Raw genomic sequence first — 21958 nt, forward strand, 5'->3', positions numbered from 1 at the left:
GGTGACAAATTATGCGCTTTTTCGCCTGTTACTGCGCAGTTCTGCGGCCCGCTGTTCGCTAATGGGAATAAATCCGGTAAGGGCTAAGCCCGTACCGGTAAGAGCTTAAGGTTCAGGAAACTCACGCAGGAAACGTTCGACGTCATCAACCATGTGCTGGTTTCCAACAAAGAACGGGCAGCGCTCATGCAGCTCCTTTGGCTGCAAGTCCAGTACACGATGCAGGCCGTCGCTGGCTTTTCCCCCCGCTTGTTCTGCCAAAAATGCCATCGGGTTACATTCGTACAGTAGACGTAGCTTACCGGTTGGATGGTTGGCGGTGCTGGGATAAAGATAAATGCCACCTTTTAACAGATTGCGATGAAAATCTGCGACCAGTGAACCGATATAGCGCGTGGTATAGGGACGATCGGTGCTTTTGTCCTCTTCCTGACAGAATTTAAGATATTTTTTCACGCCTTGTGGGAAGCGAATATAGTTGCCTTCGTTGATTGAGTAGGTTTTACCCTTCGTTGGAAAGCGCATTTGCTCCTGGCTAAGGCAAAAAACGCCAAGAGACGGATCGTAGGTAAAGGCATGTACGCCGCAGCCGGTCGTATAGACCAGCATGGTTGAGGAGCCATAAACGACATATCCTGCGGCGACCTGGGCACTGCCAGGCTGCAGGAAGTCCTCTTTAGTCACCGGCGTACCCGGTGGCGTAATCCGGCGATAGATGGAAAAGATTGTGCCTACAGAGACGTTAACATCGATATTGGAGGAGCCGTCCAGTGGGTCCATCAGCACCACGTACTTGCCGTTTTCAACGCCTTCAAAAATGACAATCTCATCCTCTTCTTCTGAGGCAATGCCAGCGACGATCCCACGCGCTTTTAACGCAGCTTTGAGCTTCTCATTCGCAAACAGATCCAGCTTCATTTGCTGTTCGCCCTGAATGTTTTCCTCGCCGTTGGTGCCAAGAATATCAACCAGTCCCGCTTTATTAATATCACGGTGGATGATTTTGGCGCCCAGCTTAATCGCGGAAATCAAAGCCGTGAGTTCGCCGGTGGCGTGCGGAAAGTCGTGTTGCTTCTCGACGATAAATTCGCCTAACGTTTTCATAACACAATCCCTGAATCTACGTTTGAGGGGCAGCATTTACAATATGCTTCTGACATGCCCAGCCAGTTTAGCGGATTGAAGGGTAAAGGCCATAGGCTAAATTCGTTTCTTGATTGTCATGGGGGCGCTACACTGTGCGCGTACTTAATTTTGGAATGGATCATCTATGCGTATTCATATACTGGGTATCTGCGGCACCTTCATGGGGGGGCTGGCGTTGCTGGCGCGAGCGCTGGGCCACGATGTGGTCGGCTCAGATGCAAATGTCTATCCTCCCATGAGCACACTGCTGAAAAAGCAAGGCATTGATTTGATCCAGGGCTACGAGGCAAGCCAGCTCGATCCCGTGCCGGATCTGGTTATCATCGGCAACGCGATGACGCGTGGTAACCCCTGCGTTGAAGCGGTACTGGAGCGTAATATTCCGTATATGTCCGGACCCCAGTGGTTGCATGACTTCGTACTGCGCGATCGTTGGGTGCTGGCGGTCGCGGGAACGCATGGTAAAACCACGACAGCGGGTATGGCCGCCTGGATTTTACAGGCCTGTGGTTACGAGCCGGGTTTTATCATCGGTGGGGTGCCGGGGAATTTCGAGGTGTCGGCCACCTTAGGAAAAAGTCCTTTCTTCGTTATCGAGGCCGATGAGTACGACAGCGCTTTTTTTGATAAGCGTTCCAAATTTGTGCATTACTGTCCGCGTACGTTGATCCTGAATAATCTGGAGTTCGACCACGCGGATATTTTTGAGGATCTAAAAGCGATTCAAAAGCAGTTCCATCATCTGGTCCGCATTGTGCCGGGTCAGGGACGCATTCTGCTGCCGGAAAATGACGCTAATATCCGGCAGGTCATTGCTATGGGCTGCTGGAGCGAGCAGGAAATGGTCGGCGGCGATCAGGGTCATTGGCAGGCCGAAAAGCTAACGCCGGACGCTTCGGTCTGGCAGGTAAAACTGGATGGCGAGAGTGTCACTCAGGTGAGCTGGGATCTGGTCGGTGAGCATAATATGCATAATGGACTGATGGCGATAGCGGCTGCCCGCCACCTAGGCGTTAAACCGGAAGATGCGGGTAAAGCGCTGGGTAGCTTCATCAACGCCCGTCGTCGTCTTGAGCTACGGGGCAGCGTTAATGACATCAAGGTTTACGATGATTTCGCCCATCACCCCACAGCAATCCTTGCTACGCTGGCGGCGTTGCGAAGTAAAGTTGGCGGAACAGCTCGTATTCTGGCGGTGCTGGAGCCTCGCTCGAACACGATGAAAATGGGCGTCAGCAAAGACGATCTTGCACCTTCGCTCGGGCGTGCTGATGAGGTATTTTTGTTCCAGCCACACCATATTCCCTGGCAGGTTTCAGAGATTGCTGAAACCTGCGTTCAGCCGGCCCATTGGAGTGCCGACGTCAATACGCTGGTCGAGATGATAGTCAAAACCGCACAGCCGGGAGACAGTATTCTGGTGATGAGTAACGGCGGCTTTGGCGGTATTCACCAGAAGCTGCTGGAGCGTCTGGCAAACTAGTCAGGTCGGGCGGTGTTCCGCCCGACCTGTCAGGCCTCTGCCAGCTCGCGTAAATACTGGAAAATTTGCCGTGCCGCTTTTAGCGGTTTGTTAGTGCTTTTCTCTTTCTGTGCGTTGCGGATCAGTGCGCGTAGCTGCTGGCGATCAGCGTCAGGGTAGAGTGTCAGCACTTCCAGCATTGCATCGTCACCTTGCTCAATCAACCGATCGCGCAGTGCTTCCAGCTTATGGAACAGCGCGACCTGCTGATTATGACGGTTTTTCAGTTTATCCAGTGCCTGGCGGATGGGTTCAACATCGCGCTGGCGCAGCATTTTACCAATTAGCTGTACCTGGCGGCGACGGCCTTCTTTTTTGATGCGCTGTGCCAGCCCGATGGCTGCGCGTAGCTCTTCGTCCAGCGGGAGTTTTTCCAGGCTGTTTTTACCCAGCTCAATCATTTCAACGCCGAGATGTTTTAGCTCCTCGGCGTCGCGTTTAATTTCACTTTTGCTGACCCAGATGATTTCGTCTTCGTCATTTTCATGGTCGTCATCCGGTAGCATGTCGAGCCATTCTTCAGGCTGTTTACTCATTTTCGGCTCCCTAAAAAGAGGCACATGCTAACAGGTTAGTGCGCTACTGCGAAATTGTTCTCTGACTCTGTTAGACTCGGCATGAAGATTCCATTTCATTATATGGCAGGCCGATGAAAGTACTCACACAAGTTACAGAACAACGTAAAATTCTGGAACAGGCGGTCGCTCAGGCCCTGGAATTTGCGAAACCTCATACTGACGCTGCGGAAGTTGCGGTGACCAAAAGCACGGGCATCGGCGTCAGTACCCGCTATGGCGAGGTTGAAAATGTTGAATTCAATAGCGATGGTGCGCTCGGTATTACGGTTTATCACCAGAATCGTAAGGGGAGCGCCTCATCTACCGACTTAGCGCCGGAGGCGATCCAGCGCACGGTGCAAGCAGCGATTGATATCGCTCGCTACACCTCGGAAGATCTTTTTTCCGGCCCGGCCGATCCGCAGCTGCTGGCTTATGACGCGCCGGATCTGGATCTGTTCCATCCGTGGGACATTGACCCGGATAAAGCAATTGCTTTTGCTGCCGAGGCCGAGCAGGCTGCCTTGCAGGCCGATAAGCGTATCAGCAACACCGAGGGCGGCAGTTTTAACAGCCACGTAGGTGTTAAAGTTTTTGGTAACAGCCAGGGTATGTTGCAGGGTTATGCCTCAAGTCGTCACTCGCTTTCCAGCTGTGTTATCGCCGCACAAAATGGTGATATGGAGCGCGATTATGCCTACACCGTCGGTCGTGCGATTGCGGATCTGAAATCACCCGAATGGGTCGGTGCCGAATGTGCGCGTCGTACGCTTTCGCGACTGGGACCGCATAAGCTGGCGACGATGAAAGCGCCGGTTATCTTTGCTGCTGAGGTAGCGACCGGGCTGTTTGGCCACCTTGTTGGCGCAATCAGCGGCAGCAGCGTTTACCGTAAAGCGACCTTCCTGCTTGACGAACTCGGACAGCAAATTTTACCGGAGTGGTTGACAATTGAAGAGCAGCCTCACCTGCTAAAGGGGCTGGCTTCAACCCCTTTCGACAGCGAGGGAGTTCGTACCCAGCGACGTAATATTGTTGAAGGCGGTATCCTGCAAACCTGGCTGTTAACTTCCTATTCAGCGCGTAAGCTGGGCTTGATCAGCACGGGCCATGCCGGTGGTATCCATAACTGGCGCATCGCCGGTCAGGGTGAAAATTTTGATGCCCTGCTAAAAAGAATGGGCAAAGGGTTGGTGGTTACCGAGCTGATGGGACAGGGCGTAAGCAGTATCACTGGGGACTATTCCCGCGGCGCTGCGGGATTCTGGGTGGAGAACGGCGAAATACAATATCCGGTGAGTGAAATCACCATTGCCGGGAATCTGAAAGATATGTGGCGAAATATCGTTACCATCGGCGATGACATTGAAACCCGCAGCAATATTCAGTGCGGCTCGGTGCTGCTGCCGGAGATGAAGATCGCCGGGCAATAACTGCTCTTTAGCTGAACTCGTTATAAGATTAGAGGGGCGGCCTGTGGGTCGCCCTTGTTGTTCTGACTTATAAATTAAAAGGATAATTTTATGCGTAAGCCTGTGATTGCCATGTTGAGTGCCTCTCTGCTGTTTACCAGTACTTCTGCGCTGGCCGATCTTGGAAAAGAGATGGATATCATGAAGGATAGCCTTTCAACGGTGAAGAAAACTCGCGATGCCGGTGAGCTGAGGCAGGCATTGACTGCCATGCGCCAGGCCGCGCAGGACGCTAAAGATCAGGCGCCTGAGAGGCTTGACGGTAAAGCTAAAGACAGCGCTCAGATAAAGGATTATCGCGCACATCTGGATAAGCTGATTAGCCAGATTGATGTCAGCCTAAAAAAAGTTAACGCGGGCGATGTGGCCGGTGCTAAAGCTGAATCTGAAAACTTTGAGCAGACTCGCAACGAAAGCCATAAAAAGTTCCGCTAATCGCTCTTTCGGGCGGTACGCCGCCCACTATCCTTTCTGCTATTCATGACCGTTTCTGTATCCGCTGTATGATGATTTGTCTCGTCATGTCCTTACTCAGGTCGGATGCCGCTGGGCTGGATTATTAATTCGGATAAGTTGCTCTGCCTGTCAGTCATCCGACTCATTTCCTGAGATATTCATCAGGTATTACATTTTCCTGTGTCAGCAAACTCTGGGTAGCACTATCCCGATTGAAATGCGAATGGTAAGTCAGGTGTTTGCAATTTGACATATTTCAAAACGAAGAAACGCCATTATGACGATTTTTGTTACCGTGACGATGAAAGGCCTCCCCTGTGGAGGGAGGCCAGTGCGTTATTTGATATAGGTAAATGCGGTGGTTACGTGCTTGACGCCGCTAACCTTGCTGGCAATTTCGGCCGCTGCCTGGCCCTCCTGATGCGTCACCAGGCCCATCAGGAATACCTCGCCGTTTTCAGTTGTCACCTTCAAATCTGTGACTTTGACCAGGTCGCTGGTTAGCAGCTGCGAGCGCACTTTCGTGGATATCCAGATATCAGAGGACATGGTGCCCAGGGATGCATTCGGCCCCTGGCGAATTTCGTTATAAACTTCGGCTGCACCTTCAACGCCCATGGCGATCTGTTTCGCCCGGTTGGCAATGGTAAAATCCGGTGCCTGGCCGGTCAGCAGCACTTTGCCCTGATAGGCGGTAACGTCGATATGTGCATCATTTTTGATTTGCTTGTCCTTCGCCAGCGCATTATCAACGCGCAGCTCAAGCGTTCCATCGTCAACCTGCGTACCCATAGTGCGCGGGTCGGTTGCCGTTTTTGTGGCAAGCGCGGCGCTGCCGATCACCACGGCGGCACACCCCTGTAAAAGCAGTGCAGAGAGCACAATGGCAAAAACAGAGAAAGCCTTCATTTTAGCTCCTTTAAATATCCTGGTGGGGAAATAAGGTGTTATCTATTAAGTCACACAGGCAATTTACCGTTAGCATGTGCATCTCCTGAATGCGAGAGCTGCGGTGAGATGGAATGCGGATTTCCACATCCTGTGGCCCCAACAGTCCGGCAAGTTCCCCACCATCGTGGCCAGTCAGTGCAATAATCGTCATATCGCGCGTTACGGCCGCCTCCACCGCCTTCACAATATCACGACTGTTGCCACGCGTTGAAATGGCGAGAAGAATGTCACCGGTGCTGCCCAGAGCACGTACTTGCTTGGCATATATTTCTTCATGCAGACGATCGCTGCTAATCGCCGTTAACACCACGTTATCTGCGCTGAGTGCGATGGCAGGCAGGCTCGGCCGCTCGGTCTCGAAGCGATTAATCATGCTGGCGGCAAAATGCTGAGCATTGGCACTGGACGTGCCGTTGCCACAGCTCAGAATCTTATTACCGTTGAGCAGCGCCTGTACCATTGCGGTAGCCGCGCGTGAAATTGCGTCTGGCAGCGCTTCCGCTGCGGCGATTTGAGTTTGAATACTCTCAGTAAAACAGACTTTAATTCTTTCCAGCACTTCACTCACCTGGGTTATCTGGCACGGCATTATTCATCCGCGTAAAAAGCATTGCGTAGCCACTGGGTCTGGCTGCCGGTAACGGCAACAACATCAAACCGGCAGGGGGCGTTTTTAAAGCGAGCACCACTATCAGCCAGCCAGCATGCCGCAGCATGCTGCAGCTTACGCTGCTTGCTTCGGGTAACGCTGGCAGCGGCGCCACCAAAATAATCGTTACGCCGATAGCGCACCTCAACAAATACCAGCGTATCCTCGTCACGCATAATCAGGTCCAGCTCGCCGCCGCGAAAGCGAACGTTAGCGGCAATAAATCGCAAGCCTGCTTGTTCCAGCCAGCGGCGTGCCTGCTGTTCACACTGCTGACCTCGCTGCTGACGACTCAGTTGACCGGAACGATTTTCCCCTGACGGTACTGACTCCACGTTAACTTCCTGTTAATCACGCAATCATTGTTAGCGCTCAGGACGCCAGTTTCGCCGTTGATCTGATAGCCTGGTATCTGACGCATCTCGGTGAAGTGGTTTGCTATTTTCCAAGCGTCAATTCCCATTGCATACAAACGTATCAGTGAGTAATCATTGTTAAAACTTTGCGCTGCCTGTGCCATCAGTCCCGGATTTGATCCCGCCAGCAAGGGTGCATCACTAAACTGCAATCCGTCCATTTCAAAACGAAAATCTGTACCTTCTCCGGCCTGGTAACTGCGTGAGCTGGCGTATATTGCGATGTTGCTACGGCTGCTGGTCCGCATTGCGATCATCGGCTTAATCAGTTGTATCTCGTTAGGCGTCGCCACAACATAAACTGAGTCCGGGTTTCCGTCGGCACTTTCTGCTGCTTGTGATGTAGCTGATGGCGGGGCCGGAATCGTTACGCCGGCGATGCTTATCTGCTGCGGTTCCTGCTGACTGGTTATAACCGGTGTTCCACTAAGGCTAATGCCAACACCGCTATTAATACCCTGTTTTAGCTGGGCAATAGAGCCAAAACGCTGCTGCAGAACGGTTGATCCGCCAAGCTTTTGCCACTCTTCAGCGAAGGCTGTACTTACGCGGTCTCCGAGCGCGCTGCGGGGTAGCAACAGTAGAGGATGGCGTTTACCCTGCATCCACATATGATGAGCGGCATCACGCGCTTCGTCTTCAGGAGAAAGTGCAAAGTAGCAAATATTCGGACGGTTCTGTACCTTCTGCGGTTCGTTCAGCGCCAGTATGTTTATCGCAGTTGGTATATTCGCCAGCTTTTCCACATTGTCTTTCAACAACGGACCAACGATTAGCGTCGCGCCATCCAGCTGCGCTTTAGCGATCACCTGTGCGATTGGCTGATTGCTGGTGTCATAAACCTGAACCTGGGTGGCAGAAGACGACGGTGTGGAATCCGTGATCTGCGGTAAGGCTGGCTTACTAACGGCAGCTGGCGGGGGAGGATCTCCGTTGTCAGGCTGGAAAGCGGCGTTGCTGGGCGCCATTATCGGGTTATTTTCGCTACCTACCGGCGTCTGAACGACAGGCTGCGCCGCGTTTTGCGAAGAAGCCGCTACTTGACCCTGGCTGGCTGGCTGAGCCACACCTTGGCTAACTGCCGGCTGAGCCTGAACCGGTTGTTGCGGTTCGGCATTACCGGTCACGAATGCCTGTGGCGCGGGGCTTTGTACGCTCAGTGTGCCGTTACGGGCTTCATCAAAACCTTTTTGAATGGCGTTAGCAAAAATCTGCGCCTGGCCGCTCAGCGGCAGCAGCAGGGCAATTTTAGCGGTGGAAGCCTGTGTAAAATCCTGTGTGCCAGCACCGAGTGCTGTTGGCAGCATTTTAGCCGCAGGATTGTCCGGATAGCGGATCTGCCAGTTACTTACGGCGGTCTTCAACAAATCCCGAGAGTTCTGATTAGCCCTGTAGGTATCAAGCAGATCCAGCCAACCCTGCAATACGTTATCATTGGCGTTAATGACCACGTTATCGCGCTGCTGCTTGCTCAGTCCCGTTAGCGCCTGCCAGGTCGCATCAATATTTTTTTGCTGATCCTGTGTGTTAGTCATCAGCGGCTGCTGAGCGATATAGGCGCGAATTAAATCCAGGGAAGGGAAATTATGCTGGGCGCTAATCACCAGTTGGTAGTAGCGCGCGAGCTGGTCTTTCGACAGCCGATCTCTATCGATTTGTTTGAGCAGCATATTGGCGCCAGATGTATCTTTCGTCAGTACGCAATACTGTACGCCGAGCAGGATAATTTCCTGCCGCTGGTCTGCATCTGGATTATGGGGCAGCGTTTCCAGTATCTGCTTGGCATGCGCTGTTTTACCCTCGTTGAGCAACGCCCGAATTGCGAGTAATTGCCAGCTAAGCTTGCTATTATTCCCGCTTTGCCGCATCTGCTGCAGATAGTAATCAGCAGTTCCGGTTGCAGGGTTCTTGATGTCTGCCCTGTTTCCTGTCGGACTCTGGCCTGAACACCCGGCCAAAAGGAGTGCGGCAAGAAAAAGCGGAACGGTGCGTCCTGCTTTATTACGAATGACTGTTGAAGGAAGCATACTGTATCCAGTGATGTTTTTTTCAAGATGCTCAATATTAAAACGGCAATACGGATCAAACAATGAAACAACACGATCGAGCAGAGATTTCTGCCAGCACGCTCTATATCGTTCCAACGCCCATTGGTAACCTGGGCGACATAACTCAGCGTGCGTTGACGGTGCTGGAGCAGGTTGATCTTATTGCAGCGGAAGATACACGTCATACCGGACTGTTGCTACAACATTTCGCCATCAATGCGCGCTTGTTCGCATTGCATGATCATAACGAACAGCAAAAAGCAGAAGTGCTGCTGGCGAAATTACAGGAAGGCCAGAGCCTTGCGCTGGTTTCTGATGCCGGCACGCCCTTAATCAACGATCCGGGTTACCATCTGGTGCGACGCTGCCGCGAAGCGGGTATCAACGTCGTACCCTTACCTGGCCCTTGCGCGGCTATTACAGCATTAAGCGCCGCCGGGCTACCGTCCGATCGATTCTGTTACGAAGGATTTCTGCCTGCTAAAAGTAAAGGTCGCAAAGATACGTTACGCGCACTGGCGCAGGAACCGCGCACGCTGATTTTTTATGAATCCACCCACCGTTTACTGGAAACGCTGCAGGACATGGTGGGGGAGCTGGGGGCGGGGCGCTACGTAGTGCTGGCTCGTGAAATCACCAAAACCTGGGAATCGATTCATGGTGCGCCGGTTGGTGAGCTGCTTGTCTGGGTTCAGGATGATGAAAACCGGCGTAAAGGTGAAATGGTGCTGATTGTTGAAGGCTATCAGTCCGATGAACAGGCGCTGTCGGTGGAGGCGCTGCGCACTCTGGCGTTGTTACAGGCGGAGCTGCCGTTAAAAAAAGCGGCGGCGTTGACTGCGGAAATTCATGGGGTTAAGAAAAATGCCCTGTATAAGTTTGCACTGGCACAGCAAGAAGAGTGACAAAGCGGCTGAAATCCCCTATTATCTCGCGCCGAAGCTGACCAGACAGTCGCCGCTTTATTGCCTTATGGTGATATTGGGGAGGAAAGTCCGGGCTCCACAGGGCAGGGTGCCAGGTAACGCCTGGGAGGCGCAAGCCTACGACCAGTGCAACAGAGAGCAAACCGCCGATGGCCCGTAAGGGATCAGGTAAGGGTGAAAGGGTGCGGTAAGAGCGCACCGCGTGGCTGGTAACAGTTCGCGGCACGGTAAACTCCACCCGGAGCAAGGCCAAATAGGGGTTCACATGGTACGGCCCGTACTGAACCCGGGTAGGCTGCTTGAGCCAGTGAGCGATTGCTGGCCTAGATGAATGACTGTCCACGACAGAACCCGGCTTACCGGTCAGCTTCGAACTACATTAAAACGCCCGCAGAAAGATCCTGCGGGCGTTTTGCATTATTGAGTGTTGTTAAGCCACTCCTGCCGATGGCTTAAACCCAAAATGCAGATGAGAAGGAAAGCATTTTTCAGCGTAGCAATGCGAGTTCCTCCCTATCTGAGCCTCTTACAGAACGCCACCTCAGCTGGGGCAATGATCGGTATCGGCACGCGGTCTGATGCGGTTATACCGCTATCATCGCCCATCCTTTTCACAGCGATCGATCCTGGTTGTGTTACACAAAGCATGCCGATAAACCTCCTGCTTTTTAAAAAGTCCAGGTTACGCCGGAGGAGAGTACCCAGTAATAGCTTTGGTCAGTCATCGGGCTGTCGCGCAGCGCGCCGGTAAGGAACGTCAACTTTGGTTGAAGAACAATGTGAAGTGGTTTTATAGGATGCCAGTCAAATGCTATTGCCAGCCACGGGGTCACCCCCTGATGGCTCCAGACAGCCAGGCCACTGCGTGTGGATTCCTGTCCGGTAACGCCGTAATAATAGCTCGCTTGCTGTTTATTGAGCCAGTCAACGCCAACCTGCGGGTAGATATCAACCTGGTCAGAAGATACCTGTCCAAGCCAGCTTACCGTTGCTAGTAGCCCCCGGCTTTCATTCAGCGTGTCAGCGGAAATCTCGCTGTTGAAAGCACCAACAGGGGTGATTTTTTGGTAGCTTAATCCTCCCATCATCGTACTGTGGCGTGAACGCAGCTGACGTAGTGCCTTATCGGATGATTTACCCGGATCAAATTCATTATCAAGATACCACCAGCGGGCTTTTAGCTGGTTAGTATCATTATTGATGAGATAAACGCCAGCCTCAGTACCATCAATATAAACATAGGAATTATCGTAGCCAATATAGGGCAGTGCTGAGTATTGGGTGTCATACTGGCGGTAAGGCGTAAAGTTTGCTTCGCCCTGTAACCCAAGCGTAATTCCGGTAGCCATTGCCAAAGAATTATGACAAAGCAAGAGGTAACAGAGTATATTTTTGAATAGTGATGGCATGATAATTATTATTCCCGATTTTTCAGCAGACCCTGGCATTGGCAGCCAGGCTACTGTTGTCTGTAAAGGGTTATAAACGTGATTGATAAAAAAATATTTTTTCCGTTATTGTCTCCGTTGCCATTTCGGATCTGGCATATGTCTTGAGCACACCGCTGATTGTAACTCAATTGCAGGAGCGCGAAGATAGCGAAAGATATATCGGACTCAATGCTGCAATGCAAGCAATTGGTGTTTTCGCCGTGGTGCTTTTATTGCCGCGCTATGAGTGATAACTGAGGTGGCTCTGGAGCTTATTATGTTACAGGGGATAGCATGAAAAACTATTTTAACCAGTAGCTATCACGCTTTCGGAAAGTCATACTGCGGTTATTGTCAGTGACTGCGGCAATGGGATTTGAGGTAGCATTACTGCACTTTCTGTCGCTTTGTGCCCGTCTCACGGCGGGTGTGAATGCAGTCCGATTATATTGATTTCAGTTCTGATGCCAGGTGGTTTCGCTTAGTCGGTCAACCAGTACGGTTTGCCGCTGCGGGTAGTGATATTTTGTGGCGGTTGCTGGCAGCCAGTAAACAACATGCCATTCGAGGTCCGGTGTAATCAGGTGTTATTTTCACGACGCCAGTCAGGCAGATTGCTGTCTGACTGACCTGGCGATTGCCGACTCTTTCAGGGATGCAGATTTTTAGTGCTTTCATTTTTGAATGATGACACTGTCTTCTGCGTCTTTGAGCGCGATATTGGCCTCGTAATATTTATTTTGTTTTAGCAGTGTAATGGCTTTGGTGACGTCCTGCCTGGCTTTTTCCAACGGCATAAACACCTGGGTATCGGTGGTATCAATACCCGCCAGATGGAGTTCATCATTAGCGCGTGCGATCGCTGCTTTTTTCTCTGGCGTTATGGTGAGATTTTCGCTTCGAGAGATCGATGAGTTAATTAACACATATCTATCGCCGTTGTTGGGAAATTTTTTACTGGTATGGACGTATTTTCCCCAGTCAGTTTTTTGTCATTTAGTAAAGTATTAGCCTGCATGGTGTCCTTCAACGCGTCCTGTGGATGACCATTAAACAACGACAGCCTTGCATAATGTATATCATACATCGCTTTCAGGCCTTCGACGGCGATGTGGCCACTGTTCTTCATATGTGAATGATAGGCCGTGCTGCTGCCACTTTCACCTGCTTTATTTTCTGTGGCATTGGCGTTAGTCATAAATGCCACAGTCGCCAACGCTAACAGAGAAAGTCCAATGAAGCTTTTTTTCATAACCGTATCTCCGTGTTGATTATTTATTTAATCTGCTCTGATAAATGTGGGTGTTTCAAAATAAATCACAGGGTAGTAACGAATATAACAACCAATGGTGCATTGATGAATCTGCCATATATTTTCTTTTGTAATTCTGAATAATAAGTTAAAAAATAACGAGGATAAATCGTAGTGTTTGTAATTAAATAAGCTTAGTTTAGACCAATGAAATAACTTGAGTGAGTATGCTATACGGTGGAATATCAATTAATAATATCCAGGCTATTAGTTGCATTTTGATAAAGAACTGCTGGTGAAGAGAATAATACCGGACAAGTTGCCCGGCTTTATTTTTTTCTGGTTAATGACCAGGGTAAACGGTGATACCAGGGGCGGGGCCGTGGCTGGGGATGGACCAGGGCATGAAGCGCCCGGCTGTAATCCATTACCAGGCCGGGAGTCCATGCCATCGTCTGCGCGCGTTTGCGTACTTGGGCAGCAATCCACAGCTCTGGCACCAGCAGGATTTTAAGCAGATGACCAAACCCTTTATTTTTTGACAGCACGCCATCCAGTGCGGCTTCAAGAGCATAGGCAACGCTACTTGAGCAGTTTCGATAGGTCAGATTATAGGTTTCGCGTTGACGATAAGACGCCCAAAAAGTATTTAATTTCTCCATGCTGAAATTTTTAAATATTATTTTACGAACGGAATCGCACCACTCACTCGATTCGGTCGCATAGTCGGGAAGAAAACGTCCGACCACATCATTCTCATGGGTTGCTTTCAGCGTACGGAGAAATTCTGAGGGCGACCGGTCAATATCTTCGGCAGGATAAAGACTAATGTATAAATGACCGGGAACTTCGAGTGCCGTATGGCCGGTTGATATCACACCGTTTTCATCAACTGCAGCAATGTAGCGGTTGATTATTGGTCGTGAGATAGGCCGTGCTTCCGCCGACTCCTCCGGGGTCCAGATGTGTACGACCAATGATGCCGTCCCGGACGCGGTGTCAACGGGCTTTACGATTAGTTTAGCATCTTGCTTCAGCGGTACGCTGCTTAGCAGAACATCACCTGGCTGTATCAGCTGGAAAATAGAAGTGCCAGTTTTCATGCGCATCGCTTTCCGGGCAATGCCTATGCAGCTCAGTCCACTGCTAATCATCTGAAAACCAATGAATAATGAAACGCTGTTAGTGTGATGAAGTAATAAAAAAAATGAAAAAATAATCAGCATCAGCCCGTAAGCCAGGGTCAGTTTCCAGCGGGGGAAGCGCACGATAAAAGAGGAAAAACTGGTAAAGAAGCCAATGATAAAGAAGGTAAAGCCAAAGATCACCGTCAGTAGAACATTACTGTACTTCTGATTGACCAGGATAATTAACGCGACAAACAGGAAGATGCCGCCTTTAAAAAACAGGATACTCTTTTGGGCGCCAACACCACTTGAAGCAACGCTGAGGGTGATTACACTTTCCAGCATCAGAATAAAACCAAAAATCTTCAAAGGAAAATATGAGTGCTGATCAAGGCCATCAATAAAAATCAGTGAGCCAGCCAAGAACCATAAGCCGCCAGCGATCGCGAGGTACCGGGCGTTTTTCTTAATATAGGTGGTGCCGAGTAACAGCATTGCTATCTGTATCACTGTATCCCTTCCTTAAATCAGACTGACCATTCAGGCCGAAACCGACCAGTTTCCCAGGATAATTAGTGCGCCCTGATGCTCAAGTATCACTGCGCCGCTATCTGTGATCCGTAACCAGTGACCCTGAGTGTCTTGTAATCGGAAGCTGATTGTCTCCAGTTTCTGCTGGAGCGGGGTGTTCTGCCAGTGTTCCGCCAGCTTGTGCTGATCTTCGGGATGCAGTTGCAGTAACAGCTTTCTTTTATCATTGAGGATTTGTGGATGAATAGCGGCAAGATTTGCCGGTAAATTATCCCAGCGCAGCTTGCCATTGTTCAGGTTGAGCTGATAAATCGCCTGCTGTCTGAGCTGTAATCCGTTTTCTGTATTATAGTGACCGATATTACGTGTCACTACGCGCAGAAAGACCAGCAGCAAGGCGCTGGCTGTCAGATAGCTTTGCACCAGTAGCAGTGGCTCGCCGCTACGCAGGCCATGAAAAAGGAAGGGACCTTTCCCCTGATCGGTATAATAGATAACGATTGCCGACATCGTCAGCATAGCAATCGACCCGCCGCGATTACCCCAAAATAGCGTAAGAAATGCGGCAAGAATGATCGGTATGCCGGTGAAAGCGAAAATCAGGCTGTCATTATGGGTGATCATGTGGGATACGCTAAATGCTCTGGCCCCCCCATTGAACACCCATAATGTCAGGGCGACCAGCACAAGCCATACTGCGGCACCCATCAGCAGATTCTTCCATGAGATCTGCATTGTCGTGCGTAAACGGCCATTGAGAAAGCCCATGATTACCGTTGTTGCCAGGATAATTCCGGTAATATCTGCGACAAAGCCGGTCCAAAAAACATCGGAAAATGAAATATTTCCTGCGAGCGAAAAGCCAATGCCAAATAGCAACGCATCAAGAAAACTGATAATAAGGGTGGCGATAAACCACAGAGTAATAATATTGAGGTCATCATCGGGACGTGAAAAGCGTCTGACGATCCAGGCGATTGCCATCGAAGAAGGCAGGGCAATAATGGCGTAGAACATTTTTACAGGTAGGTTGTGTAACGTTGGTTTATCTAACAGCAGGTTGAGCAGAACAAACACCACGGTCAGTACTGGCCATAGGCTCCAACGTGCGCGCAGAAACGCGGCGGTTGCGACGCCGGCGGGAAACCAGACGATGGCGATATGCATCTGAGGATCATCAAACCGTAGTGACACCACCCCGGAGAGATAATAAATCAGCATCCATACCAATATCATTAGCAGGTTGGGTATAAAAGTGGTTGCGGGAGGTCTCATAGCATCATCTCACCGAGTGTTGTATAAAGCTTTCTGCGTTGCCCTAAGCTGGGGTTATTTCTCGTCAACAGGTTTAAACCTTCGGCGAATCTCAGGAGTATAACAAGTTTTATTTGAAAACTGGCGGCCAGCATCATATTGCTGCTCAACAGTCGATTCGTTCTGGTTCGCTCGGACAAAAAGCGGCGTAGATCTCCAGCATAGTCGGCCTGGCAGGGTGCATATATCGCGGGCATTTATTACGTCAATTATTCATATTTTCGATGATAAGCCATCCTTATCACTGCTAAGCTTACTGTTTTTGGAGGTGTATTTAACACTCATGCTATTAAGCAGTAGTTTAATTGATTCAGGAGTGATCAGACTTTGCACCATTTTATAGGTTCTGCATAACAGTAGATTAAGCCTGGCGTTGCACTATGAAAAGCAGTAGTGCTTTGCTAATATCCCGCACGTCTACTCTTGTCCTCATCAGGCAGTAGCAGATACTAACACCATTAACATATTCACTATATATATTTGTTACCTTATTAAGGATCATCCTATGAAAAAACTGGCTATTTCGGGTCTGTTTATCTCCCTGCTTGCTGGCGCTTTTCCCGCGCTGGCCAGCAATACAATCTCAATTGGTTACGCTCAAAGCAAAGTTCAAAACTTCAAAAACATGCCAGGGGTTAATGTGCAGTACCGTTATGAGTGGGATTCGCCGCTCAGCGTACTGGCATCTTTCACCGCGCTTGAAAACGATGGTGATAGCCAAACTACATGGGGGCGATACTATTCAACTGATCACGTGAAAGCAGAGTATTACTCGCTGATGGCTGGTCCGGCGTACCGGTTCAATGACTATGTCAGCGTTTATGCGATTGCGGGTATGTCACAGGCGAAGATGGGGCGACATTACGATGCTTCTTACCGCAATGATCCTTTACAACGTATTGATTTTTCAGATAGCACTAACGCGTTTGCCTACGGTGCGGGACTTATCATTAATCCGGTTGACTATCTATCGGTAAACCTGGGATACGAAGGTTCTCAGACCCGGGTCGAGGGGCAGCATCGCGAGATAAATGGCGTTAATATTGGTATTGGGTATCGCTTTTAATTACTGACTGCGCCGATGAAAGCGGGTTTTGGTATGAGAGGCCACCTCTGCCGGTAAAGGCGGCAGGTGAATGGTTTATCTATTGTGGTTATTTGTTTAAAAAGTCGAGAAACGTAACTTCGTAAAGGTTGTGTTTATGTTTGTAGGTGCATACTCTGCGCGCAAATATTCATTTATCGAGAGGAACATGTATGTTCAGTGCTACATCTGACGAGCCTCCATCGGGCGACACCATTACAGGCTGATTACTCCGAACACCCGTTAATGTGTAAGTAAGAATAATCGGCTTTACGGTGCTCGAATACGAGCATACGAAAATACCATTATTTAAACTTATACGCTTAATTGAGGTGTAGAATGTTTTGTATCGATTATTTCTTCTCTTGCTATGTAGGGTCTCTGGTCATAAATCGCTCTTCAAATGCTCAGGTATTTGATAGCTCCTATTACCGTATCCCTCAGGCTCCTAAGGGTTATCCTTCTTCATCTAGAAAAAATAAGCTTTCTGCTATTTTTAATGCATTCCTGAAAAGAATGGCAGAGAAACGTCATCAGCTTATTATAGATGAAGTGAATTCATTAATTCCCTAAAAATTATTACGATATATTCGCCCTCATAAAATTGATGGCGAATATATTCATTTTAATGCATCAGGTATTTATTCAGTTTTTTACTGATGATAGTTCCTGCGCGCTGTATATTTTTAATCTGGAGAGCGCCATAAATGCAGTCTATGCGCACAGAAAAAACAAATGTCAGGTTTAACCTGAACGACATTATTGTTGCCTTCATTCTTGGTTCAGCTGTTATTTTATTTATTTATGGCTGGATGGGTATGCATGGTAATTTCGATGGCAGTACATTAGCGCCGATAAGTCTTGATTATCATCATCTTCCTTATTACGCATTACGTACCAGCATGCGTCTGGTGATCGGCCTGTTTTTCTCAATGGTCTTCAGTATTGTATTTGGCGTGTTGGCCGCCAAATACACTCCGATGCGACGCGTGATTCTGGCATTCGTAAACTTTATGGAATCTGTGCCACTGGTCGGTTTCTTAACGTTCACGACTGCCTTTTTTCTGGGCCTGTATCCGCACAGCGTTATGGGACTTGAAGGGCTGGCAATATTCGCCGTGTTTACCGGCCAGGCATGGAACATGATGCTGACGTTGTTTCAGACCATGCGTGTCGTGCCCGCCGATCTGACCGAAGCCACTTATGCCTTTCGCTACAACGGCTGGCAGCGTTTCTGGAGGCTGGAGTTTATCTTCTCTTTCCCCGGTTTACTGTGGAATACCATGGTGTCGCAGTCAGCGGCCTGGTTTGCCCTGATAGCCTCGGAAATGCTGACTATTGGTAATAACAGCATTAACCTGCCAGGCGTTGGCGCTTATATGGGGCAGGCACTGAATGATGGCAACACGCGCGCTGTGCTGTACAGCATCGCCGCGCTGATCGCTGTCATCGTGATATTTGACCAGCTGCTGTTCCGCCCGCTCGTTCGTTATGCCCATCAGTTTAAATATGAGGATATTTCAGAAAATCGTGAGCCTACCTCATGGTTTTATAACTGCATGACGCGTTCATTGATTGGTTGCTGGTTGGGTAAGATAGCGTCCGGGTTCGCACACTTTTGGTTGTTTGTACTGCCGAGAGGCTGGTATAAGCTGCGCTTACATCGCCTGTTCAGCTTTCTGAGTATTATGAACTGGCTGTGGTCAGGTATATGGTATCTCTCGCTGGCGGTAATTTGTACCTATTACGCACATCAGCTGTGGTTATTTATTCCTAAGCAATATATGCCGGACTTGCCGGAATGGATGGGGTTGACCGCCGCACGGGTGATTGGCGCTATGTTGCTGAGCGTGATTATTTTTACCCCACTAGGCGTGTGGATTGGTCTGCGCCCTAAACTGGTTCGCTTTTTCCAACCCATTATTCAGGTGATGGCGGCGGTGCCGGCTAACGTGTTCTACCCGCTGGTGGCGATGATGATTATTACCTTCCATCAGAGCCTTGATGACTGGACGCTGCCGATGATCATGCTGGGTACTCAGTGGTACGTCTTGTTCAACGTGATTGCCGGCACTTCTATGATCCCAAGCCAGTTAACGGAAGCCAGTAAAGTTTTCCATGTCCGTGGTCTGATGTGGTGGACAAAATTTATCCTACCTGCGGTTTTTCCCTCGATTGTTACCGGGGTTATCTCTGCCGCAGGCGGTGCCTGGAATACGGCAATCGCGGCGGAGGTGCTGAGCTGGGGCAGTGTAACGTTGCACACTACTGGACTTGGCGCATTTATTTCGGATGCAACCACAGCCGGTAAAGATCCAGAGCAGGCACTTGGATGCGTGGCTATGTGCTTTATGGTCGCCCTTTGCATTGTTTTCGTCTGGACGCCACTTTATCGTTTTGCGGAAAACCGCTACAGATTTGGCTGATGAGTTTGCTATAACTTTTTATCTGGAAAAAAAATCATGAAAAAACGTCACCCACTATTAGAAATAAAGAACGTCTCTAAATCTTTCTGCAAAGGAAGCAAACAGAGCATCCCGGTGCTGGAACATATTAACTTTGAGGTGTACGACAATGAGCTCGTCTCTCTGCTGGGGCGCTCTGGTTCAGGGAAATCAACCCTGATCCGTATGATTTCCGGGCTGATCGAACCTGATTTTGGCTCGATAGTCTGCAACGATTTGGCGGTTAATGGACCGTGCCGTGATACCAGCATGGTATTTCAGAGCTTTGCGTTGTTTCCGTGGCTGACGGTATTTAATAATGTCGCTTTTGGGCTACAGGCTGCAGGGCTAAATCGCGAGGAAATTGAGCGCCGCACGATGCGGATGATTGATCTGATCGGCCTGACCGAATATGTAAATGCCTACCCGAAAGAACTCTCCGGGGGTATGCGTCAACGTGTTGGTTTTGCGCGCGCCCTGGCGGTTGAACCTAAGCTGATACTGCTGGATGAGCCGTTCTCAGCACTGGATGTTTTCACCGGGCAAAAACTACGCCAGGATCTTATGGAGCTCTGGGAGCAGCATAAAATCGCCACCCGCTCAATGATTATGGTTACCCACTCGGTGGAAGAGGCGGTAATGCTGTCTGATCGTGTATGCCTGTTAACCAGTGATCCCGGCACTATCACGGATATCTTCACCATCGATATCCCTCGTGCGGAGCGCACCCGTGATAACACTCAGGATTGGGTTGATCGCATTCGTGACACGCTGAATGAGAAAATTGCGCTGACGGCCTGAATCAGGGGAGAGTAAGCAGGTTTATTCGTTGGTTTACTGATTGCTCCGGCGCCCTGCGACAGTAATGTCGCAGGGCGCTTTGCGTTTCCGCACGGGGCACCTCTCTGTGTCCGACGTTACCCGCTCTTACAACATAGTCAGTGGTATGACTTTTTGCCCGGCTGGATGGCGTTCCCGGCACAATGATGGCCACCAGGGCCCGCTGCGATATTATGCTATATCATATATCGCGGCGGTTGATGACGCTGACGTTTATTCGCAACGGCGCGGAGAATAAAGCTTACTTGCTACTCGGCCTTCTGAACGGCGTACTGGCAAAGTGCCATCTCGTGACGGCACTTTGCCGCCGATCGTTTCCCTATTTCTGCTCAGCCTGACGGATGCGCGTTATTCACCTCGGGATAGGGCGTCAGTGTTGGCTGGCTGCGATGATTCAATATAAAGCGTCCGGCTAGGAAAGGCGAAATCGGCATGATGTTTTTTAACCATGTCGATAATAGCTAAAAAAATACTTTGCTGAACCTTTAGCCACTCCTCCCAAAGTTTAGTTTTAGTAAAGCAATAAATCATAATATTCAATGAGGATTCACCAAATCCGTTGAAGTAAACCAGAATAGTTTTACCCTGATCAATATCCGAATGTTTTTTTAAAAAATTGCGTATTTCTTCTGCTATATCACCCACTTTATCGGCATCCTCATAGCGTAAGCCAATGGTGGTTTTTATGCGTCTGTTGCTCATCCTGCCGGGATTTTCAACGCTGATTGAAGTAAATAATGAATTGGGTACGTAGAGTGGACGCATATCAAAAGTGATAATTTTTGTTGTCCGCCAGCCGATTTCTTTTACCGTGCCCTCAATATTTCTGTCCGGTGAGCAAATCCAGTCGCCAATCTTAAATGGACGTTCGAAATAAAGGACGATACCAGAGAAAAAGTTGCTAAGAATGTCCTTGCAAGCCATACCGATAGCCAGTCCACCAATGCCGCCGAAGGTGAGTAGCCCGGAAAGGCTCATGCCAAAATGCTTGCCGTAAAGCAGAACAATAATGATAACAAGTATTATTTTTAACCCGCGAGCGAGAATTTTAGAATTTGTAATATCACTTCCATTTCTTACCTGTTTGCTTTCCATTCTGTCGATAAAAAGAAATGCTTTGCTGATAAAAGTGATGGCAATAAGGGAAATGCAAATAATATTGATCACAGCACCGGTAATGACTTCAGAATGAATGCTACGGCAAAAATCAGCCATAAAACTACTCATTATCACTATCGCTATTGACTGCGCCAGAAATTTTCCGGTCTGTCTGAGTAGGTAATATTTTGTATCATTATCGTCGTTTTTATATCGGCGCAAAAATAAAAATAATCCACATGAAAGAAGAAGTAAGCTCATGCGTATAATATTGTCACTGGTTAATATGACATCCATGTATTTTCACCTCATTTATATTTATTCAATTCTTTTTACCCTGAATTAATTTTTCTCTCAAGTCAGCTTTACGCTCAACGGCTAAATATGCAACGATGTTCAGCAAAAAAATTCAGTCAGAGCATTCTGTTCAGCCTCTGATGGCATCATTTCATGGGTTTTACCTGTCATCGCACCAGTATTGAGTGTGTTGCCTGCGGCCATGGGCATCTTTAAACATGAGACGACAGCGCGATTTATGACAAACAGATATCACGGTATGCGGATACTGCTCAGCCAGCGTTGGCCGCTGGATGCCAATGATCTGTATGGTTTAACGATGACGAGTAACGTCATGCGGAATCAAGGTCTGCTTGCATTTTAACAACGCATTTACATATTGCTTTTTTGTTATGGCG

General features: G+C 49.2%; 22 protein-coding genes and 1 other RNA gene. 11 read left to right on the top strand and 12 right to left on the bottom strand.

Annotated elements, in window-relative coordinates:
- Nucleotides 1-105: 105 nt before the first annotated feature.
- Nucleotides 106-1104, bottom strand: coding sequence for a class 1 fructose-bisphosphatase (gene fbp / locus BM191_RS03815; protein ID WP_092875332.1), 999 nt, complete (start codon nt 1102-1104; stop codon nt 106-108).
- A gap of 166 nt (nt 1105-1270) precedes the next feature.
- Here fbp and mpl point away from each other — a divergent pair, with 166 nt between their 5' ends.
- On the top strand, nt 1271-2629 hold the full coding sequence (mpl, locus tag BM191_RS03820) for a UDP-N-acetylmuramate:L-alanyl-gamma-D-glutamyl-meso-diaminopimelate ligase (protein ID WP_092875334.1): 1359 nt from the start codon (nt 1271-1273) through the stop codon (nt 2627-2629).
- A gap of 29 nt (nt 2630-2658) precedes the next feature.
- On the opposite strand, the gene yjgA is transcribed toward mpl, so the two are convergent.
- Nucleotides 2659-3204, bottom strand: coding sequence for a ribosome biogenesis factor YjgA (gene yjgA, locus BM191_RS03825; RefSeq protein WP_092875336.1), 546 nt, complete (start codon nt 3202-3204; stop codon nt 2659-2661).
- Nucleotides 3205-3317: 113 nt separating this feature from the next.
- Between yjgA and pmbA the strand changes: the two genes are divergently transcribed.
- Nucleotides 3318-4658, top strand: coding sequence for a metalloprotease PmbA (gene pmbA / locus BM191_RS03830; RefSeq protein WP_092875338.1), 1341 nt, complete (start codon nt 3318-3320; stop codon nt 4656-4658).
- Nucleotides 4659-4748: 90 nt separating this feature from the next.
- Nucleotides 4749-5132 (top strand): cytochrome b562, encoded by a 384-nt coding sequence (gene cybC, locus BM191_RS03835; RefSeq protein WP_092875340.1) that lies wholly within the window; start codon nt 4749-4751, stop codon nt 5130-5132.
- Between the two features lie 357 nt (nt 5133-5489).
- On the opposite strand, the gene dolP is transcribed toward cybC, so the two are convergent.
- Genes dolP through BM191_RS03855 form a run of 4 tightly spaced genes read right to left on the bottom strand, consistent with a single transcriptional unit; the run spans nt 5490 to nt 9196 of the window.
- The gene (dolP, locus tag BM191_RS03840; RefSeq protein ID WP_092875342.1) at nt 5490-6062 is read right to left on the bottom strand and encodes a division/outer membrane stress-associated lipid-binding lipoprotein; all 573 of its coding nucleotides are present in this window, start codon (nt 6060-6062) and stop codon (nt 5490-5492) included.
- Nucleotides 6063-6072: 10 nt separating this feature from the next.
- Nucleotides 6073-6693, bottom strand: coding sequence for a DnaA initiator-associating protein DiaA (gene diaA / locus BM191_RS03845; protein ID WP_407927854.1), 621 nt, complete (start codon nt 6691-6693; stop codon nt 6073-6075).
- Nucleotides 6693-7088: a YraN family protein gene (locus BM191_RS03850; protein WP_092875344.1), complete on the bottom strand. Its 396-nt coding sequence runs from the start codon at nt 7086-7088 to the stop codon at nt 6693-6695. The genes diaA and BM191_RS03850 overlap by 1 nt, the downstream gene beginning before the upstream one ends.
- Nucleotides 7046-9196, bottom strand: coding sequence for a penicillin-binding protein activator (locus tag BM191_RS03855; protein WP_092876148.1), 2151 nt, complete (start codon nt 9194-9196; stop codon nt 7046-7048). The genes BM191_RS03850 and BM191_RS03855 overlap by 43 nt, the downstream gene beginning before the upstream one ends.
- A 62-nt stretch (nt 9197-9258) precedes the next feature.
- Between BM191_RS03855 and rsmI the strand changes: the two genes are divergently transcribed.
- Nucleotides 9259-10122, top strand: a complete 864-nt coding sequence (rsmI, locus tag BM191_RS03860) for a 16S rRNA (cytidine(1402)-2'-O)-methyltransferase (RefSeq protein ID WP_092875346.1) — start codon at nt 9259-9261, stop codon at nt 10120-10122.
- A 33-nt stretch (nt 10123-10155) separates the two neighbouring features.
- An RNA gene (gene rnpB, locus BM191_RS03865) (RNase P RNA component class A) lies at nt 10156-10518 on the top strand.
- A gap of 293 nt (nt 10519-10811) precedes the next feature.
- Here the strand turns inward: rnpB and BM191_RS03870 are convergent.
- Nucleotides 10812-11492, bottom strand: coding sequence for a MipA/OmpV family protein (locus tag BM191_RS03870; RefSeq protein ID WP_230479510.1), 681 nt, complete (start codon nt 11490-11492; stop codon nt 10812-10814).
- Between the two features lie 203 nt (nt 11493-11695).
- Between BM191_RS03870 and BM191_RS17365 the strand changes: the two genes are divergently transcribed.
- Both BM191_RS17365 and BM191_RS16725 read left to right on the top strand, forming a co-directional pair.
- A complete protein-coding gene (locus BM191_RS17365; protein ID WP_143088787.1) occupies nt 11696-11824 on the top strand; it encodes an MFS transporter in 129 nt (42 codons plus the stop codon).
- 182 nt (nt 11825-12006) lie between these two features.
- Nucleotides 12007-12153 carry a hypothetical protein gene (locus BM191_RS16725; RefSeq protein WP_177203286.1) on the top strand — a complete coding sequence of 49 codons (147 nt, stop codon included), beginning with the start codon at nt 12007-12009 and terminating at the stop codon, nt 12151-12153.
- 94 nt (nt 12154-12247) lie between these two features.
- Here the strand turns inward: BM191_RS16725 and BM191_RS03875 are convergent, their stop codons facing one another.
- From BM191_RS03875 to BM191_RS03890, 4 genes are all read right to left on the bottom strand, one after another.
- The gene (locus BM191_RS03875) at nt 12248-12499 is read right to left on the bottom strand and encodes a YfdX family protein (protein WP_092875350.1); all 252 of its coding nucleotides are present in this window, start codon (nt 12497-12499) and stop codon (nt 12248-12250) included.
- Nucleotides 12493-12825: a YfdX family protein gene (locus BM191_RS03880; RefSeq protein ID WP_092875352.1), complete on the bottom strand. Its 333-nt coding sequence runs from the start codon at nt 12823-12825 to the stop codon at nt 12493-12495. Before BM191_RS03880 ends, BM191_RS03875 begins: the two co-directional genes overlap by 7 nt.
- A 329-nt stretch (nt 12826-13154) precedes the next feature.
- A complete protein-coding gene (locus tag BM191_RS03885; protein ID WP_092875354.1) occupies nt 13155-14462 on the bottom strand; it encodes an MFS transporter in 1308 nt (435 codons plus the stop codon).
- A 30-nt stretch (nt 14463-14492) separates the two neighbouring features.
- Entirely contained in the window at nt 14493-15758 is a 1266-nt protein-coding gene (locus tag BM191_RS03890) for an MASE1 domain-containing protein (protein ID WP_092875356.1), read from the bottom strand.
- A 544-nt stretch (nt 15759-16302) separates the two neighbouring features.
- Here BM191_RS03890 and BM191_RS03895 point away from each other — a divergent pair.
- The 4 genes from BM191_RS03895 to BM191_RS16730 all read left to right on the top strand — a co-directional run bounded on the left by BM191_RS03895 (nt 16303) and on the right by BM191_RS16730 (nt 20503).
- Nucleotides 16303-16863 carry an Ail/Lom family outer membrane beta-barrel protein gene (locus BM191_RS03895; RefSeq protein WP_092875358.1) on the top strand — a complete coding sequence of 187 codons (561 nt, stop codon included), beginning with the start codon at nt 16303-16305 and terminating at the stop codon, nt 16861-16863.
- 725 nt (nt 16864-17588) lie between these two features.
- A complete protein-coding gene (locus tag BM191_RS03905) occupies nt 17589-19307 on the top strand; it encodes an ABC transporter permease (RefSeq protein ID WP_092875363.1) in 1719 nt (572 codons plus the stop codon).
- Between the two features lie 36 nt (nt 19308-19343).
- Nucleotides 19344-20126, top strand: a complete 783-nt coding sequence (locus BM191_RS03910; RefSeq protein WP_092875365.1) for an ABC transporter ATP-binding protein — start codon at nt 19344-19346, stop codon at nt 20124-20126.
- A gap of 239 nt (nt 20127-20365) precedes the next feature.
- Nucleotides 20366-20503, top strand: a complete 138-nt coding sequence (locus BM191_RS16730; RefSeq protein WP_177203287.1) for a hypothetical protein — start codon at nt 20366-20368, stop codon at nt 20501-20503.
- A gap of 10 nt (nt 20504-20513) precedes the next feature.
- On the opposite strand, the gene BM191_RS03920 is transcribed toward BM191_RS16730, so the two are convergent.
- The gene (locus tag BM191_RS03920; RefSeq protein WP_092875370.1) at nt 20514-21560 is read right to left on the bottom strand and encodes a mechanosensitive ion channel family protein; all 1047 of its coding nucleotides are present in this window, start codon (nt 21558-21560) and stop codon (nt 20514-20516) included.
- Between the last annotated feature and the right edge of the window lie 398 nt (nt 21561-21958).

The sequence above is a fragment of the Izhakiella capsodis genome (genome assembly GCF_900115045.1).
GTDB lineage: Bacteria > Pseudomonadota > Gammaproteobacteria > Enterobacterales > Enterobacteriaceae > Izhakiella > Izhakiella capsodis.